An 18081-nucleotide genomic window follows, 5' to 3' on the forward strand; every position below is an offset into this window, starting at 1 on the left:
TGCCTTGCGCCCACTAGTCCTTGTGCACGGTGCCGTCGGGGTCCAGGCCCTTGAAGGAGAGGATCACGATCAGGAAGCCGCCGCAGACGATCGCGGAGTCGGCCAGGTTGAAGACGGCGAAGTGCGCGGGGGCGATGAAGTCCACCACCGCGCCCTCGAAGACTCCCGGGGAACGGAAGATGCGGTCGGTGAGGTTGCCGAGCGCACCGCCGAGCAGCAGACCGAGCGCGATGGCCCAGGGCAGGCTGTAGAGCTTGCGGGCGAGGCGGGCGATCACGACGATCACGGTCGCCGCGATGAAGGTGAAGATGATGGTGAACGCCTCGCCGAAGCCGAACGCGGCCCCGGGGTTGCGGATCGCACTGAGCTGGAGCCAGTCGCCGATGAGCTCGATCGGCTCCTGGTGCTCCAGCTTCGCGACCACGATCATCTTGCTGATCAGGTCGAGGAGGTAGGCGAACACGGCCACCCCGAAGAGCACCATGATCTTCCGCTTGCCCCGCGCGGGGGTCGTCTCCCCGGCCCGGTCCTCGCTCCCGGTCTCCTCGGTCCCCTCAGTCTCGGGGATGTCCGGCGTACCGATGATGCGCTCCGCCTCTGCCACGTGAGTCCCTCAACCTAGGTTCCTGACTGAGGACGAGGGTACGACACACCGCGCGGTTCAACCTCGGCGCTCCTGCTTCTGCTTGTCCTCGACACAGAGCGTGGCCCGCGGGAACGCCTGCATCCGGGCCTTGCCGATCGGTTTGCCGCAGACCTCGCACAGCCCGTACGTCCCGGCGTCCAGCCTGGCCAGGGCCCGTTCGGTCTGCTCCAGCATCTCCTGCGCGTTGGCGGCGAGCGACATCTCGTGCTCGCGGGTGATGTTCTTGGTGCCGGTGTCCGCGTCGTCGTCGCCCGCGCCGTCGCCGGAGTCGCGCATCAGCCCGGCGAGCGCCGCGCTGGCGGCCTCCATCTCGCTGCGCAGCCGCATGACCTCGCTGCTCAGCTCGGCCCGCGCCTCGGCGACCTCGTCCGATGTCCAGGGATCCTCGCCCGGCCGGACCGCCAGTTCGCCGGGGGCCGTCGTGGCGGTCCCACGGGCCGGGGGCACGGGGGCCGGGGCCCCGTCGACGGTGCGGGTCCGGGCCGCGCTCTTCTTGGTTACCACCGTGTGGGCTCCCGTCTGCTCGGCGGACTCGGCCGCCACCGTGGCCGCGTGGGCGGCCTCCTTCGAGGCCTTCGCGGCCGTGCTCCGGCCTGTCCCGGCCTTCTTCGCGGGCGCCTTGCCGGCCGGCGGCCCGTGCCCGGCGTCCGCGTGCTCGGCGGACGCCGGCCTCTTCCCTGTCGCGCTCTTCCTCGCCGCGGTCTTCTTCGCGACGGTCTTCTTCGCGGCGGACTTCTTCGTCGCCGTCTTCTTTCCGGCGGTCCCGGCGGTACTCCCCGCCGTCGCTTCCCGGGGTCCGGGTTCCGGGAGGGTCTTCACATCCGCCCGTGTGCCGGTCGTCCCGGCCGCCGCGCCCGTGGATCTCGCAGGCGCCGTCTTCTTCGCGGCGGTCTTCTTCGCCACCATGGCCGCGACCCCTTCACATATTGTGATCTTGCACGCGAATCGTGCTGGGACGATAAATCGACCCCAGTCCCGCGGCAACGGGGCACACCGCCGAATCGCTCCTCCCCACGTCGGGTTTCCGACCTGCCTGAATCCGTTGTGCCTTGAACTGCATCGGTGCCTCGGGGGCCGCGACCAGGAACCGCTCGGCGGGCTCCGCCGCGTCCGCGCCCGTCTGGCCATTCGGGTCATGCCCCCTCCCGCCGCAAAACCGGTCGGCCGCCGCCCGCGAGGGCCCTTACACTTGCCACAGCGAGAGGCGTGGATGGGACGAGTAGCGTCATACGCAGCCAGGAGCGACCCGGGGACGGTGGAAGCCCGGGGGCGAGCGTGCCGTGAAGATCACCCGGAGCCGTCGGAAGAAAGCTCTGACCAGTGGGCTCCGCCCACGGGCGCAGGGCGAGTAGAACCGACATCGCGCCCCAATGAGGGGGCCACGGGCGCATGCCCGGGGCCAAGGAGGGTGGTACCGCGGGAGTCGACGAGGCTCTCGTCCCTCCGACGGAAGTGGAAAACGTCCGCCGGAGGAAGTCCGCCCATGACATCGCCGCAGTACCGCCAGGTTCCCGCCCAGGTCGACCTGCCCGCGCTGGAGCACGCCGTGCTCGATTTCTGGCGCGAGAGCAAGGTCTTCGCCAAGACCCTCGAACAGTCCGAGGGCCGCCCCGAGTGGGTCTTCTACGAGGGCCCGCCCACCGCCAACGGCATGCCCGGCGCCCACCACATCGAGGCCCGCGTCTTCAAGGACGTCTTCCCCCGCTTCCGCACCATGCAGGGCTACCACGTCGGCCGCAAGGCGGGCTGGGACTGCCACGGCCTGCCGGTCGAGCTCGCGGTCGAGAAGGAGCTGGGCTTCAACGGCAAGAAGGACATCGAGGCGTACGGCATCGCCGAGTTCAACGCCAAGTGCCGCGAGTCCGTGACCCGGCACACGGACGCCTTCGCCGAGCTCACGACCCGCATGGGCTACTGGGTCGACCTCGACAACGCGTACCGCACGATGGACCCCGAGTACGTCGAGTCGGTCTGGTGGTCGCTGAAGGAGATCTTCAACAAGGGCCTGCTGGTCCAGGACCACCGCGTCGCCCCCTGGTGCCCCCGCTGCGGCACCGGCCTGTCCGACCACGAGCTGGCACAGGGGTACGAGACGGTCGTCGACCCGTCGGTCTTCGTCCGCTTCCCCCTCACCTCCGGCCCGCTCGCCGGCAGCGCCTCGCTCCTGGTCTGGACGACCACCCCCTGGACCCTGGTCTCCAACACCGCCGTCGCCGCGCACCCCGACGTCACCTACGTCGTCGCGACGAACGGCGAGGAGAAGCTGGTCGTCGCGCAGCCGCTCGTCGAGAAGGCGCTGGGCGAGGGCTGGGAGACCACCGGCGAGACCTTCACCGGCCGCGAGATGGAGCGCTGGACCTACGAGCGCCCCTTCGACCTCGTCGACTTCCCGAGCGTCGGCGAGGGAAGCAACGGAAACAGCCCGGCAGAGGCGCACTACGTCGTCAACGCCGAGTACGTGACGACCGAGGACGGTACGGGTCTGGTCCACCAGTCCCCCGCCTTCGGCGCCGACGACCTCCTGGTCTGCAAGGCGTACGGCCTCCCGGTCGTGAACCCGGTCCGTCCCGACGGCACCTTCGAGGAGGACCTCCCGCTGGTCGGCGGCGTCTTCTTCAAGAAGGCCGACGAGGCACTCACCGAGGACCTGGCCGCCCGCGGCAAGCTCTTCCGGCACGTCCCGTACGAGCACAGCTACCCGCACTGCTGGCGCTGCCACACCGCGCTGCTCTACTACGCGCAGCCGTCCTGGTACATCCGCACGACCGCCGTCAAGGACCGGATGCTCCGGGAGAACGAGAAGACCAACTGGTTCCCGGACTCCGTCAAGCACGGCCGCTTCGGCGACTGGCTGAACAACAACGTCGACTGGGCGCTGTCCCGCAACCGCTACTGGGGCACCCCGCTGCCGATCTGGCGCTGCGAGGACGGCCACCTCACCTGTGTCGGCTCCCGCGCCGAGCTCGGCGAGCTCACCGGCACCGACCTGTCCGGACTGGACCCGCACCGCCCCTTCATCGACGAGGTCACGTTCACCTGCTCGCAGGAGAACTGCCAGCTGGAGGCGCGCCGCGTCCCGGAGGTCATCGACGCCTGGTACGACTCGGGCTCGATGCCGTTCGCGCAGTGGGGCTACCCGTACAAGAACAAGGAGACCTTCGAGAGCCGCTACCCGGCGCAGTTCATCTCGGAGGCCATCGACCAGACCCGCGGCTGGTTCTACACGCTGATGGCGGTCGGCACCCTGGTCTTCGACAAGTCCTCGTACGAGAACGTGGTCTGCCTGGGTCACATCCTCGCCGAGGACGGCCGGAAGATGTCCAAGCACCTGGGCAACATCCTCCAGCCGATCCCGCTCATGGACCAGCACGGCGCGGACGCGGTGCGCTGGTTCATGGCGGCCGGCGGCTCCCCGTGGGCGGCCCGCCGCGTCGGCCACAACACGATCCAGGAGGTCGTCCGCAAGACCCTCCTGACGTACTGGAACACGGTCGCCTTCCAGGCCCTGTACGCCCGTACGTCGGACTGGTCCCCCTCCGCGGCCGACCCGGCCCCGGCGGACCGCACGGTCCTGGACCGCTGGCTGCTGAGCGAGCTGAACGCGCTGGTGGACCAGGTCACGCAGGCCCTGGAGGGGTACGACACCCAGCGCGCCGGCAAGCTCCTGTCGGCCTTCGTCGACGACCTGTCCAACTGGTACGTGCGCCGCTCCCGCCGCCGCTTCTGGCAGGGCGACAAGGCGGCGCTGCGCACCCTGCACGAGGTCGTCGAGACGGTGACCCGGCTGATGGCCCCGCTCACCCCGTTCATCACCGAGCGGGTCTGGCAGGACCTCGTCGTCCCGGTCACCCCGGGCGCCCCCGAGTCGGTGCACCTGTCCACCTGGCCGAAGGCGGACCCGGCGGCGATCGACCCGGCCCTCTCCACGCAGATGGCGCTGGTGCGCCGGCTGGTCGAGCTGGGCCGGGCCACCCGCGCCGAGTCCGGCGTCAAGACCCGTCAGCCGCTGTCCCGGGCCCTGGTCGCGGTGGCCGGCTTCGAGACGCTCTCCCCCGAACTGCACGCCCAGATCACCGAGGAGCTGAACGTCTCCTCGCTGGCCTCGCTCTCCGAGGTGGGCGGCTCGCTGGTCGACACGACCGCGAAGGCCAACTTCCGGGCGCTCGGCAAGCGCTTCGGCAAGGGCGTCCAGGCGGTGGCCAAGGCGGTCGCGAACGCCGACGCGGCGGCCCTCTCGCTGGCCCTGCGCGAGGGCACCGCCTCCGTCGAGGTGGACGGCGAGACGGTCACCCTCTCCCCGGACGAGGTGATCATCACCGAGACGCCGCGCGAGGGCTGGTCGGTCGCGTCCGACTCGGGCGCGACGGTCGCCCTGGACCTGGAGATCACGCCGGAGCTGCGGCGCGCGGGCCTGGCCCGTGACGCGATCCGCCTCATCCAGGAGGCCCGCAAGAACAGCGGCCTGGACGTGGCGGACCGCATCGCCGTCCGCTGGACGTCGTCCTCCCCCGCCACGGTGGAGGCGCTGACCGAGCACGCCGCCCTGATCGCGGACGAGGTCCTGGCCCTGGACTACGCACAGGGCGAGGCGGACGCGGCGTACGGCGAGCCGTTCACGGACGAGGGCCTGGCCCTGACGTTCCGCCTCCGCAAGACGGAGCAGTAGCCCGGAACACCGGAGGGGCCCGGCGGGCCCGTCCCACCCACGGCAAAAGGGCCGGGCCCCGGGGAAACCCCGGGGCCCGGCCCTCAGCCTGCCGACGGCTACGCGCTCATCGCGCGTACCCGGCTCAGTTGTCGTCCTCGTCGATCAGGAACCCGCGCATCGGCGAAGGAGCCTGCTGCATCGGCTGCGGGGCCTGCGGCCGCACCGGCGCCATCGGCTGCGTCATCGCCGGCGACATCTGCTGCTGACCGCCGTACGAGGGGCCACCGCCCATGGGCGGGTTGCCGCCACCCATCGGCGGGTTGCCACCGCCCATGGTGTGGCCCATGGCACCCGCACCGGCCGGAGCCAGCGAGGGCGACGGCGGCAGCGAGGCGGTCGCCGGGGTCCGCGGCGGGGCCAGCGAGTCGTCGGCCTGGGTCTCCAGTTGACGCAGCTGGCTCTCCAGGTAGGACTTCAGACGGGTCCGGTACTCGCGCTCGAAGCCGCGCAGGTCCTCGACCTTGCGCTCCAGCGTCGCGCGGGCCGACTCCAGCGAGCCCATCGCCACGCGGTGCTTCTCCTGCGCGTCCCGCTCCAGCGCGTCCGCCTTGGCACGGGCGTCCCGCTCCAGGCCCTCGGCGCGGCTGCGCGCCTCGCCGACGATCTTGTTGGCCTCGGAACGGGCCTCCGCGATCGCCTGGTCGGCCGTCTGCTGCGCGAGCGAGAGAACACGGGCGGCGCTGTCGCCGCCGGGGCCCTGACCGGGCTGCTGCATCTGCGGCTGCTGCATCTGCTGCATCTGCTGCTGCGGGGCGTGACCGCCCATGGGGCCGCCCATCGGGCCGCCCATGGGACCGCCCTGCATCGGACCGGGGCCGTGCGGGCCCTGCGGGCCGGGGCCGTGCGGGCCCTGGGGACCAGGACCGTGACCACTGGGGCCGGCGGGCAGCTGCGGAGCACCACCGGGCAGCTGGGGGGGACCCATCTGCGGGGGCTGCTGCTGGACCGGCGGTCCCGATATGGCGGCGGGCACGGGTGCGCCGGGCCTGTCCTGCGGCTCCGGCTTGCGCATGCCCTGCTGCTGGTTCTGCGCGGCGGCACGCGTTGCGGCGGCCAGCTTCGCGCGCAGATCCTCGTTCTCACGGAGCAGGCGGGTCAGCTCGGACTCGACCTCGTCGAGGAAGGCATCGACCTCGTCCTCGTCATAGCCTTCTCGGAGGCGGACGGTCGTGAACTGCTTGTTCCGCACGTCCTCAGGAGTCAGCGGCATCTCTTCTTCACCTCTACGTAGTCGTCGGCAGTCGGCAAGACCGTATCGCTCACAGCCTGATCACGATGCTGATCAGGATGTAGACGATGATCATCAGAACGAAGAAGGACAGGTCGAGTGCCACGCCCCCGAGACGCAGCGGCGGGATGAACCGCCGCAGAAGCTTGAGCGGTGGATCGGTGACAGTGTAGGTGGCCTCAAGTATGACCACCATCGGCTTGCCGGGCTGCCATGAACGCGCGAACTGGAAGACGTAGTCCATGACCAGCCGGAAGATCAGCACGATGAGGAAACACATCAGCGCGACATAGACAACTTGCACTGCGACGCCCATTTCGCGCTTCCCTCTCCCCTGGCTCTCGTAGCTCCGGCCCCACGGCCGGGGTTGTTCCCGTTGTCGTGTTCTCAGCTCTGGTTGAAGAATCCGCCCTCAGCGATGCGGGCCTTGTCCTCCGCCGTGACATCGACGTTAGCAGGCGACAACAGGAACACCTTCTGCGTCACACGCTCAATGCTGCCATGGAGACCGAAGACGAGGCCCGCGGCAAAGTCGACAAGTCGCTTGGCGTCCGTATCGTCCATCTCCGTGAGATTCATGATCACCGGAGTGCCCTCACGGAAGTGTTCCCCGATGGTACGGGCCTCGTTGTAGGTCCTGGGGTGCAGCGTGGTGATGCGGTAGGGCTCCCGCTCGGACACGACCTTGGGCATGATCACCGGTGCGTTCTTCTCCATGTTCGGACGTTCAGGTGTGATGGATGCCACGGGAGCGATCCGGGCGGGTCGCTCCCTTTCCGCCGGGATCTGAACCGGCTCCCGCTGCGCGGGGGGCTGCACCGCTCGTACCGGTTCCTCCCGCTCCCGTTCGCGGTCCCGCTCCACCTGATGCGCGGGCTGGTGCCGCCGCCGGTCCCGCTCGGGCTCCGGCTCGGGTTCGAATTCGTCGTCGGGGTCGAACCCCGGACCGTCGTACCCATCGTCCTCCACGAGGCCGAGGTAGACCGCCATCTTGCGCATCGCGCCGGCCATGCTCCGAGTCCTCCGCTCTGTGGTGGATCGGCATATGTCACCAAGTGCCCCGCGATCCACTGAGGTCTGCCCGCCATCAGCGGGAATGACCATATTTTCTGCTGTGGTCCGACCTGCTTGGCGACGTTACCCGAGCCCGGGTCGGACTCCGAGTACCGCCGTACCGACGCGCACATGTGTCGCCCCGGCCGCGACCGCGTCCTCGAGGTCCGCGCTCATCCCTGCGGAGACCATGTTCGCAGCCGGATGGTTCCCGCGCAGCCGGGATGAGAATTCCATCAGCCGGTCGAAGGCGGCCCGTTGCCGTCCCGCGTACGGCCCGGCAAGCGGTGCGACGGTCATCAGGCCGTCGAGCCGCAGGCCCGGCGCGGAACCGACCGCGGCGGCCAACTCCTCGATCCCGTCCGGCGCGACGCCGCCGCGGTCGCCCCGTTCGCCGCTCTCCGCGTCCAGTGCCACCTGGATGAGGCAGCCCAGTTCGCGCCCCTCCCGCACGGCCGCCGCCGAGAGCGCGGTGACCAGTTTGACCCGATCCACCGACTGCACGACATCGGCATAACCCGCCACGGAGCGAACCTTATTGGTCTGCAATTGACCGACAAAGTGCCACGTGAGCGACAGATCCGCACATTCGGCTGCTTTGGGGGCCGCGTCCTGGTCACGATTCTCCGCGACATGACGCACACCGAGTTCATGCAGAATCCGCACATCGCTCGCGGGGTAGGTCTTGGTGACCACGATGAGGGTCACTTCGTCCCGCCCGCGCCCCGCGGCGGAACAGGCGGAAGCGATACGTTCCTCCACCCGTGCCAGGTTTTCGGCGAGTTGGGTTCTACGGTCCGTCATGCCCTATCAGTCCAACCAGACATATCCGGCGATCCGCCCGGTGGTGCGGTCGCGGCGGTACGAGAAGTGGTCGCTCGATTCGAGGGTGCAGACCGGCGAGGCCCGGCGGTCCTCGACCCCGAGCGCCTCGAGCTGGGCGTGGACCCCCGCGACGACGTCCACGGCCGGGGTGCCCCAGCTGGTCTCGGACCAGGCCGCGGGGACGCTCCGGGCGACCTCGGCGCGCATGTCGGCCGGGACCTCGTAGCACCGTCCGCAGACCGCCGGCCCGGTGCGGGCGACGATCCGGGAGACCTCGGCGCCGAGCCCGGTCATGGCCTCGACCGCGGCGGGGACGACCCCGGCGACCAGGCCGGGACGGCCCGCGTGCGCCGCGGCCACGACCCCGGCGACCGGGTCGGCGAGCAGTACGGGGGTGCAGTCGGCCGTGAGCACGGCGAGCGGGAGGCCGCGCCGCGCGGTCACCACCGCGTCCACCGCGGGTATCTCCCGGGCTCCGCCCCACGGGCCGTCGACGACCGCGACGTCCCTGCCGTGCACCTGGTTCATCCAGACGACCCGGGCCGGGTCCAGACCGAGATCGCGGGCGGCGCGCTCGCGGTTGGCCAGAACGGCGGCGGGGTCGTCTCCGACCGCGCCGCCGAGGTTGAGCTCCTCGTAGGGGGCTGCGCTCACCCCGCCCCACCTGTCGGTGAAGGCGAAGTGCGCACGGCCCCCGGAGGCTACTGCGTGGTGCCGGTCTATCACTTCAAGAAGTCCGGGACATCCAGCTCTTCGGCCTGGGAGTCCTGGTAGGGACGGGCCGAGGGGACCTGCGGCGGGGCGACCGGCGGCAGGTGGCTCTCGCTCACCACCGGCTTGGGCTCCACCTGGACCGGGGGCTCCTCGCGGATGGGCACGGAGCCCAGCCCGCCGCCCTGGCGCACCGGCTCGGCGGAGCGGACCGGCGGGATCTGCTCCTCGCGCTTGGCGGAGCTCGCACCCAGGACGTTCTCGCGGCGGGCCGGCGGCTGTCCGCCGTCGAAGCCGGCCGCGATCACGGTGACCCGCACCTCGTCGCCCAGCGCGTCGTCGATGACCGCGCCGAAGATGATGTTCGCCTCCGGGTGCGCCGCCTCGCTCACCAGCTGGGCGGCCTCGTTGATCTCGAAGAGACCGAGGTCGCTGCCGCCGGAGATGGAGAGCAGGACACCGCGGGCGCCGTCGATGGACGCCTCCAGGAGCGGCGAGGAGATCGCCATCTCCGCGGCGGCCACCGCACGGTCGTCGCCGCGGGCCGAGCCGATGCCCATGAGCGCCGATCCGGCCTCGGACATGACCGACTTGACGTCGGCGAAGTCGAGGTTGATCAGACCGGGCGTCGTGATGAGGTCGGTGATGCCCTGGACGCCCGAGAGCAGCACCTGGTCGGCCGACTTGAACGCGTCGAGCACGCTGACCTGGCGGTCCGAGATGGACAGCAGCCGGTCGTTGGGAATGACGATGAGGGTGTCGACCTCTTCGCGGAGCTCGGCGATGCCGTCCTCCGCCTGGTTCGCACGCCGCCGGCCCTCGAAGGTGAACGGGCGGGTGACCACGCCGATCGTCAGGGCGCCCAGCGAACGGGCGATGTTGGCGACGACGGGTGCGCCGCCGGTGCCGGTGCCGCCGCCTTCTCCGGCGGTGACGAAGACCATGTCGGCCCCCTTGAGGACCTCCTCGATCTCCTCACGGTGGTCCTCTGCCGCCTTGCGACCGACGGCCGGGTTGGCCCCGGCGCCGAGGCCGCGGGTGAGTTCGCGGCCGACGTCGAGCTTGACGTCGGCGTCGCTCATCAACAGGGCTTGCGCATCAGTGTTGATCGCGATGAACTCGACGCCCTTGAGACCGACCTCGATCATTCGGTTGATGGCATTGACACCACCGCCGCCGACACCGATGACCTTGATGACTGCGAGGTAGTTCTGCGGTGCTGCCACGTCGAAGGCCTCTCGCCTCGAGTTACGTGTCGTCGCTGCGCGCTGTTCCCGCCGCGACGACGGATGCCGATTGGGACGGTCCGAAGTGCCGACCCAAACCCTAACGTTCAAGTTTAGGGTTACCAGTGTGTCTGCTTCATGGACTCTTCCGAACAGGACACTAAGTCGACAAGTGGCGCGCGTTCAACGAACACGCCGAACCTCCCGTTTTTCTTTTCACCCTATGTGATCACCCGTAGCGCTGACCAACCAGGGTGCTGGCCAGGCCAAATGCGCGTCAACTGCCCGACGCCGCAGGGGCCGTGGGTGCACTCACGTCGAAGTGTCCCGCTTTGGGGGCCGCTTTCATGAGAGCGGTGAGAACTCTCGCCTTCACCGGACCCCCTTCGGCGCTGCCCCAGACCACCGTGCGCCCCCGGGTGAGTTCCAGGGAGATCGAGTCGTACGAGGCGACCCGCACGACCTCGGTGTCCTCGGCGACGCCGCCGGGAAGTTCACCGGCGACCCGGACCGCCTCCCCCACCAGCCGGTCGCTGCCGAACCGGCGCAGGCTCGCGGACTTCTCGGGTGCCAGTTCCAGCAAAGGTACACCGCCGGGCGATTTGTCCACCGTTGCGAAGCGCACGCCCTTCGCATCCACTTCGGTGAATTTCGCACCCTTTTTGATCAGCAGGACCGGCTGCCGTTCGGTCACTTCGAGACGGATTCCGTGCGGCCACGACCGCACGACGTCCACCGAATCGATGCGGGGCAGCTCCCGGAGCAGCCGGGCGGCGATGGCGTCGGTGTCGACGGAGACCAGCGGCGCCCCGACCGGTACCGCGGCGACGGCCTCCACCTCGGCCGGGGTCAGCACGTCGAGGCCGTCGGTCGCGACCTGCTCGACCCGGAGCCAGGAGGAGCCGTAGAGCGCCCAGACGACGCCGGAGCCGAGCAGCAGCGCCAGCACACCGCTCGCGATCAGCGTTGCGCGGCTGGGCAGTCGGCGCCCCTCGGGGCGCGTGCGCGGCGGGCGGGCCGGGGATTCCTCCCGCTGCGCCGTACCGCGCCGGGCGGTTGTCGGTCCGGCCACGCTCGCTCCTCACACCGGGTCCGGGGGCGCCGCCCCCGGACCCGTCGGCCTCACGCGCCTCGGCGTGCGGCGATCGCCTCGTACACCATGCCGACGAGCAGGTCGTCGGCGTCCCGGCGGCCGAACTCGGCGGCGGCGCGGGACATCTCGTACAACCGGTGCGGATCCGCGAGCACCGGGAGGACGTTGCCCTGCACCCACTCGGGGGTGAGCGCCGCGTCGTCCACCAGCAGACCGCCGCCGGCGTTGACCACCGGCTGGGCGTTGAGCCGCTGTTCGCCGTTGCCGATGGGCAGCGGGACGTACGCGGCCGGGAGCCCGACGGCGGAGAGTTCGGCGACGGTCATCGCGCCGGCGCGGCAGAGCATCATGTCGGCCGCGGCGTACGCGAGATCCATCCGGTCCACGTACGGTACCGGGATGTAGGGCGGCATTCCGGGCATGTTGTCCACGCGCGGCAGTTCGTTCTTCGGACCGACCACGTGCAGGACCTGGATCCCGGCGCGCTGCAGCATCGGGGCGACCCGCTGCACCACCTCGTTGAGCCGGCGCGCGCCCTGCGAGCCGCCGGAGACCAGCAGCGTCGGCAGGTTGGGGTCGAGGCCGAAGGTGGCGCGCGCCTCGGGGCGGACCCGGGCGCGGTCCAGGGTGGCGATGGTGCGGCGCAGCGGGATGCCGATGTAGCGGGCGCCGCGCAGCTTGCTGTCGGGGGTGGAGACCGCGACGCCGTGGGCGTACCGCGAACCGATCTTGTTGGCCAGGCCGGGGCGGGCGTTGGCCTCGTGGACGACGATCGGCACCCCGGCCCGCTTGGCGGCGAGGTAGCCGGGCAGGGCGACGTAGCCGCCGAAGCCGACGACGCAGTCCGCCCGGGTACGTTCCAGGACCTGCTCGGCGGCCTTGATGGTGCCGCGCAGCCGTCCCGGGACGGTGATCAGTTCCGGGGTGGGCTTGCGGGGCAGCGGCACGGCCGGGATCAGGGCGAGTTCGTACCCCCGCTCGGGTACGAGCCTGGTCTCGAGTCCGCGCTCCGTGCCCAGGGCAGTGATTCCCACGGTCGGGTCCTGCCTGCGCAGGGCGTCCGCGAGGGCGAGCGCGGGCTCGATGTGGCCGGCGGTCCCCCCACCGGCGAGTACGACATGCACCGAAATTCACCGCTCTCCGGACGGACGCTTCTTGACGCGCCGTCTCATCGTCTTCCATCTCACCCCGGGCCTTCGCATGGCCAGGGCCGCCTTCGCTGCGGGATCCTCTCGCGCGAACGCGATCAGCAGCCCGACGGCGAACATGGTCGGCAGCAGGGCCGACCCTCCGTAGGAGAACAGCGGGAGCGGGACACCGGCGATCGGCAGCAGGCCGAGCACCGCACCGATGTTGATCACGGCCTGCACCGTGATCCAGGTGGTCACGCCTCCCGCGGCGTACCTCACGAAGGGGTCCTCCGTGCGTCCGGCCACGCGGATACCCGCATAGCCTAGAGCCGCGAAGAGGGCGAGCACCGACAGCGTCCCCGCCAGCCCCAGTTCCTCCCCGGTGATGGCGAAAATGAAGTCGGTGTGCGGTTCAGGCAGTTGACCCCATTTTTCCACACTTGCACCGAGCCCGGAACCGAACCATCCGCCGGAGGCCAGAGCATAGATGCCGTGCACGGCCTGCCAGCAGGAGTCCCCCGGTCCGGGCTCGGTGGCGCCGATGCAGGCCAGTCGCGACATCCGGTTCGGGCTGGTCTTGATCAGTACGAAGGCGATGAGCGCGGCGAAGCCGAGCACCCCGGCGAAGAGCCGGGTGGGCGCCCCGGCCAGCCAGAGCAGCCCGAAGAGGATCGCTGTGAGGATGATCGCGGTGCCCATGTCGCCGCCGAGCATGATCAGCCCGAGGAGCATGAAGGCGACCGGGACGAGCGGGACGAGCAGGTGCTTCCACTGCGACAGCAGCCGCTTGTCCTGTTTGCGGGCGAGCAGGTCCGCGCCCCACAGGACCAGGGCGAGCTTGCCGAACTCGCTGGGCTGGAGCTGGAAGGGACCGCCCAGATAGAGCCAGTTCTGGTTGCCGTTGACCGACATCCCTATCCCCGGCACCTGGACCAGCACCATCAGGAAGACGGTTCCCATGAGCAACGGGTAGGCGAGCGCCCGGTGGAGCTTGCCGGGCATCCGGGCGGCGAGCGCCATCAGCCCGGCGCCGATGACGGCGGCGAGGAACTGCTTGCGGAAGAAGTAGGTGCCCGGCTTGTCGAGTTCCAGGGCCTTGATCATCGAGGCGGAGTAGACCATCACCAGGCCGAGCACGGTGATCAGCAGGCCCGCGCCCAGGATCAGGTAGTAGGCGGTCAGGGGGCGGTCCCAGGCCCTGCGCACCCGCTCGTACATCCGGCGTGCGCCGCCGCCGCGCGGGGAGCGCGAGCCGCCGGTGGAGCGCCCCTTGGAGCGGGGGACCGCGGGGCGGCGGGCGCCGGTGGCCGACCGGACCCGCAGCGCGGTGCCCAGCGGCACCGGGGCGCCCGTGCCCGCGCCCGCGAGCAGGCGCGGGGGGAACGCCCGGCTGATCGGCGCGGTGGCCCGTGAGCGGTGCCCACAGGCCGCGGCGGAACTCTCTTCGGCCGGCATTGTCGCTGTCCCCTCCACTGCTCGTGCCCGGGGCCGCCGCCGGGGGCCGGGGCCCGCGACGCGGCGGCCCGCCCCCGGTCGTCCGGGACAGTACGGCGCGGGGACCGGACCCGTCAGGCGCTCTCGGCGGCGAGCGCGCGGACCGCGTCCGCGAACGCCTCGCCCCGCTTGTTGTAGTTGACGAACATGTCCATCGAGGCACAGGCCGGGGCCATCAGCACGGTGTCCCCCGGGCGGGCGAGCCGTGCCGCCTCCCGGACCGCCTCGGACATCGCCCCAGTGTCGGTCCGGTCGAGGTCGACCACCGGGACCTCGGGGGCGTGTCGCGCGAGGGCTTCCCGGATCAGCTCCCGGTCCCGGCCGATCAGGACGGCGCCGCGCAGCCGTCCGGCCGCCGCGGTCACCAGTTCGTCGAAGGTCGCGCCCTTGGCGAGGCCCCCGGCGATCCAGACGATCGGGTCGTAGGCCGCGAGCGATGCCTCGGCGGCGTGGGTGTTGGTGGCCTTGGAGTCGTCGACGTACGCCACCCCGGCGACGTCCGCGACGTGCTCGATGCGGTGCGGGTCGGGGCGGAAGGCCCGCAGCCCGTCCCGTACGGCCGCGGGCTCGACGCCGAAGGCACGGGCCAGGGCCGCGGCCGCCAGGGCGTTGGCGATGTTGTGCGGGGCCGGCGGGTCGACGTCCTCGACCTCGGCGAGCTCCTGGGCCTGCTTCTGCCGGTTCGCCACGAAGGCGCGGTCGACGAGGATGCCGTCGACGACGCCGAGCTGGGAGGGGCCGGGCGTGCCCAGGGTGAAGCCGATGGCCCGGCAGCCCTCCTCCACGTCGGCCTCGCGGACCAGGTCCTCGGTCGCCGGGTCGGCCGCGTTGTACACGCAGGCGACCCGGTTGCCCTCGTAGACCCGGCCCTTGTCGGCGGCGTAGGCCGCCATGGAGCCGTGCCAGTCGAGGTGGTCCGGGGCCAGGTTGAGGACGGCCGCGGAGTGGGCGCGCAGCGAGGGCGCCCAGTGCAGCTGGTAGCTGGACAGCTCGACGGCGAGCACGTCGTACTCCTGGTCGCCGACCACGGCGTCCAGGAGCGAGACGCCGATGTTGCCGACGGCGGCGGTGCGCAGCCCGGCCGCCTCCAGGATCGAGGCGAGCATCCGTACGGTCGTGGTCTTGCCGTTGGTACCGGTGACCGCCAGCCACGGGGCCGCGTCGGGGCCGCGCAGCCGCCAGGCGAGTTCGACGTCGCCCCAGACCGGGACGCCCGCCTCGGCGGCTGCCGCGAAGAGCGGTTTGTCGGGCTTCCAGCCCGGCGCGGTGACCACGAGCTCGGTGGACTCGGGCAGGGTCGCCCCGTCGCCGAGGCGCACGGCGATGCCCTGCGCCTCCAGCTCCGCGGCCTGCGTCCGGGAACGCTCGTCGTCCCCGTCGTTGACCACCGTGACGACGGCCCCGAGGCCGTGCAGCACCTTGGCCGCCGGGATCCCGGAGACCCCGAGTCCCGCGACGGTGACGCGCTTGCCCTGCCAGTCCGCGTTGCTCACTTCTCGGCTGCCCATCCTGCGTAGAAGAGACCGAGTCCGACGATCACGCACATGCCCTGGATGATCCAGAAGCGGACCACGACAAGGACTTCGGACCACCCCTTGAGTTCGAAGTGGTGCTGGAGCGGTGCCATCCGGAAGACCCGCTTGCCGGTCATCTTGAAGGAACCGACCTGGATGACCACGGACATGGTGATCATCACGAAGAGGCCGCCGAGGATGGCCAGCAGGAACTCGGTGCGGGAGCAGATCGCCAGGCCGGCGAGCGCGCCGCCGAGGGCCAGCGAGCCGGTGTCGCCCATGAAGATCTTGGCGGGCGAGGTGTTCCACCACAGGAAGCCGAAGCAGGCGCCCATCAGCGCGGAGGCGACGACGGCGAGGTCGAGCGGATCCCGCACCTGGAAGCAGGCGTTGGGATTGGTCAGGGTCTCCGCGTTGACGCAGGACTCCTGGAACTGCCACAGCCCGATGAAGGTGTACGCGCCGAAGACCATCACCGAGGCGCCGGTGGCCAGACCGTCCAGGCCGTCCGTCAGGTTCACGCCGTTGGACATGGCGAGGATCATGAACAGCGCCCAGACGACGAACAGCACCGGGCCGATCGTCCAGCCGAAGTCCGTGACGAACGACAGCCGGTCGGAGGCCGGGGTGTTGCCGTGCTTGTCCGCGAACTGGAGCGAGAGCACCGCGAAGGCGACGCCCACGATCAGCTGGCCCGCCATCTTCGCCTTGGCCCGCAGACCCAGCGAACGCTGCTTGACGATCTTGATGTAGTCGTCGAGGAAGCCGACGAGGCCCATGCCCGCCATCAGGAAGAGCACCAGCACGCCGGAGAATCGCATCTCCTCGCCGGTGATCAGCTTCGCCGCGACGTACGCGATGATCGTCGCCAGGATGAAGGCAATGCCGCCCATGGTGGGCGTGCCCTTCTTGGACCCGTGGGTGCGCGGGCCGTCGTCCCGGATGAACTGGCCGTATCCCTTGCGGGCCAGCAGCTTGATCAGCAGCGGAGTTCCGACCAGGGTCAGGAAGAGCCCGATGGCCCCCGCGAACAGGATCTGCCTCATCGGCCCGCGACCTCGCCCTCGGACGCGTCGCCCAGCAGTGCCATGGCGACCTGCTCCAGGCCGACCGACCGGGACGCCTTCACCAGCACGACGTCTCCCGGGCGCAGTTCACTGCGCAACAGGTCGACCGCAGCCTGTGCGTCGGACACGTGCACCGACTCCTCACCCCACGAACCCTCGTTGTATGCGCCCAGTTGCAGCCAGGAGGCTTCTCTTCCCCCGACGGCGACGAGCTTGCTGACGTTGAGCCGGACGGCGAGCCGTCCGACCGCGTCGTGCTCGGCGAGCGAGGCGTCGCCGAGCTCGGCCATCTGGCCGAGCACCGCCCACGTACGGCGGCCCTTCCCCATGGCGACCAGCGCGCGCAGCGCGGCTTTCATGGATTCGGGGTTCGCGTTGTAGGCGTCATTGACGAACGTCACGCCGTCCGGACGCTCGGTGACCTCCATGCGCCAGCGGGAGAGGGTGCCCGCCTCGGAGAGCCCTTCGGCGATCTCGTCTGCGGACAGGCCCAACTCATGGGCGACGGCGGCCGCGGCGAGCGCGTTCGACACGTGGTGCTCACCGTACAGGCGCATGGTCACGTCGCTGCACCCGGTGGGTGTGTGGAGCTTGAAAGCGGGGCGTCCGTCGTCGGTGAGACGGACGTTCTCTCCCCGTACGTCCGCTTCCGCGGCTTCACCGAAGAGCAGCACCCGGGCCTTGGTGCGGGAGGACATGGCGCGTACGAGCGGGTCGTCGGCGTTGAGGACGGCGGTGCCGTCCTCGGGCAGCGACTCGACCATCTCGCCCTTGGCCTGCGCGATCTGCTCCCGGCCGCCGAACTCGCCGATGTGGGCGGTGCCGACGTTGAGGACGAGGCCGATCCGGGGCGGGACGAGACCGGTGAGGTAGCGGATGTCGCCGATGTAGCGCGCGCCCATTTCGAGCACGAGGTGGCGGGTGTCCTCGGTGGCGCGCAGGGCGGTGAGCGGCAGGCCGATCTCGTTGTTGAGGTTGCCCTCCGGGTAGACGGTGGGCCCCTTGCGTTCGAGGAGCTGGGCGATGAGGTCCTTGGTGGAGGTCTTGCCGGCGGAACCGGTGAGCGCGACGACGGTGGCGCCGAGGCGGCCCACGACGGCCCTGGCGAGCGCACCGAGCGCCGCCAGGACGTCGTCGACGACGATCGCCGGAACACCGACGGGGCGGGTGGCCAGCACCGCTGCCGCGCCCGCCTCGACGGCGCGCTGCGCGTAGTCGTGGCCGTCGACCCGCTCACCGGCGAAGGCGACGAACAGGCTGCCGTGCTTCACCTCCCGGGAGTCGATGACGACCGGTCCGCTGACGGTTGCTGCCGGATCGGGTATGTCGTGCGACTGCCCGCCGACGATTTCGGCGATCTCGGCGAGGGAAAGGGCGATCACTTGG

Annotated in this window: 15 protein-coding genes; 1 reads left to right on the forward strand and 14 read right to left on the reverse strand. The window is 70.6% G+C overall.

Annotated elements, in window-relative coordinates; translation table 11 throughout:
- Positions 1–13: 13 nt before the first annotated feature.
- Both lspA and EAO76_RS07025 read right to left on the reverse strand, forming a co-directional pair.
- Positions 14–604 (reverse strand): signal peptidase II, encoded by a 591-nt coding sequence (gene lspA / locus EAO76_RS07020; RefSeq protein ID WP_148834387.1) that lies wholly within the window; start codon positions 602–604, stop codon positions 14–16.
- Between the two features lie 57 nt (positions 605–661).
- Positions 662–1552 carry a TraR/DksA C4-type zinc finger protein gene (locus EAO76_RS07025; RefSeq protein ID WP_148834389.1) on the reverse strand — a complete coding sequence of 297 codons (891 nt, stop codon included), beginning with the start codon at positions 1550–1552 and terminating at the stop codon, positions 662–664.
- 577 nt (positions 1553–2129) lie between these two features.
- On the opposite strand from EAO76_RS07025, the gene ileS reads away from it, so the two are divergent.
- Positions 2130–5312 (forward strand): isoleucine--tRNA ligase, encoded by a 3183-nt coding sequence (gene ileS / locus EAO76_RS07030; RefSeq protein WP_148834391.1) that lies wholly within the window; start codon positions 2130–2132, stop codon positions 5310–5312.
- 124 nt (positions 5313–5436) lie between these two features.
- Here the strand turns inward: ileS and EAO76_RS07035 are convergent, their stop codons facing one another.
- From EAO76_RS07035 to murF, 12 genes are all read right to left on the reverse strand, one after another.
- Positions 5437–6564, reverse strand: a complete 1128-nt coding sequence (locus EAO76_RS07035; protein ID WP_148834393.1) for a DivIVA domain-containing protein — start codon at positions 6562–6564, stop codon at positions 5437–5439.
- 49 nt (positions 6565–6613) lie between these two features.
- Positions 6614–6898 (reverse strand): YggT family protein, encoded by a 285-nt coding sequence (locus EAO76_RS07040; RefSeq protein ID WP_148834395.1) that lies wholly within the window; start codon positions 6896–6898, stop codon positions 6614–6616.
- 71 nt (positions 6899–6969) lie between these two features.
- Entirely contained in the window at positions 6970–7593 is a 624-nt protein-coding gene (locus EAO76_RS07045; protein WP_148834397.1) for a cell division protein SepF, read from the reverse strand.
- Positions 7594–7719: 126 nt separating this feature from the next.
- Positions 7720–8439 carry a YggS family pyridoxal phosphate-dependent enzyme gene (locus tag EAO76_RS07050; protein WP_148834399.1) on the reverse strand — a complete coding sequence of 240 codons (720 nt, stop codon included), beginning with the start codon at positions 8437–8439 and terminating at the stop codon, positions 7720–7722.
- A gap of 6 nt (positions 8440–8445) precedes the next feature.
- Positions 8446–9186 carry a peptidoglycan editing factor PgeF gene (gene pgeF / locus EAO76_RS07055; RefSeq protein ID WP_148834401.1) on the reverse strand — a complete coding sequence of 247 codons (741 nt, stop codon included), beginning with the start codon at positions 9184–9186 and terminating at the stop codon, positions 8446–8448.
- Positions 9183–10397: a cell division protein FtsZ gene (gene ftsZ, locus EAO76_RS07060; RefSeq protein ID WP_148834402.1), complete on the reverse strand. Its 1215-nt coding sequence runs from the start codon at positions 10395–10397 to the stop codon at positions 9183–9185. Before ftsZ ends, pgeF begins: the two co-directional genes overlap by 4 nt.
- A 277-nt stretch (positions 10398–10674) precedes the next feature.
- Complete coding sequence (locus EAO76_RS07070; protein WP_148834406.1) at positions 10675–11469, reverse strand: cell division protein FtsQ/DivIB; 795 nt, start codon at positions 11467–11469, stop codon at positions 10675–10677.
- Between the two features lie 50 nt (positions 11470–11519).
- Positions 11520–12614, reverse strand: a complete 1095-nt coding sequence (murG, locus tag EAO76_RS07075) for an undecaprenyldiphospho-muramoylpentapeptide beta-N-acetylglucosaminyltransferase (protein ID WP_148834409.1) — start codon at positions 12612–12614, stop codon at positions 11520–11522.
- Between the two features lie 6 nt (positions 12615–12620).
- A complete protein-coding gene (ftsW, locus tag EAO76_RS07080) occupies positions 12621–14075 on the reverse strand; it encodes a putative lipid II flippase FtsW (RefSeq protein ID WP_376042470.1) in 1455 nt (484 codons plus the stop codon).
- Between the two features lie 113 nt (positions 14076–14188).
- Positions 14189–15622 carry a UDP-N-acetylmuramoyl-L-alanine--D-glutamate ligase gene (murD, locus tag EAO76_RS07085; RefSeq protein WP_187438483.1) on the reverse strand — a complete coding sequence of 478 codons (1434 nt, stop codon included), beginning with the start codon at positions 15620–15622 and terminating at the stop codon, positions 14189–14191.
- Positions 15604–16674, reverse strand: coding sequence for a phospho-N-acetylmuramoyl-pentapeptide-transferase (mraY, locus tag EAO76_RS07090; protein WP_148834411.1), 1071 nt, complete (start codon positions 16672–16674; stop codon positions 15604–15606). Before mraY ends, murD begins: the two co-directional genes overlap by 19 nt.
- The gene (gene murF / locus EAO76_RS07095; protein WP_148834413.1) at positions 16671–18077 is read right to left on the reverse strand and encodes a UDP-N-acetylmuramoyl-tripeptide--D-alanyl-D-alanine ligase; all 1407 of its coding nucleotides are present in this window, start codon (positions 18075–18077) and stop codon (positions 16671–16673) included. Before murF ends, mraY begins: the two co-directional genes overlap by 4 nt.
- Positions 18078–18081 lie beyond the last annotated feature (4 nt).

Origin of the sequence: Streptomyces sp. sk2.1 (assembly GCF_008120935.1) — a bacterium.
GTDB lineage: Bacteria > Actinomycetota > Actinomycetes > Streptomycetales > Streptomycetaceae > Streptomyces.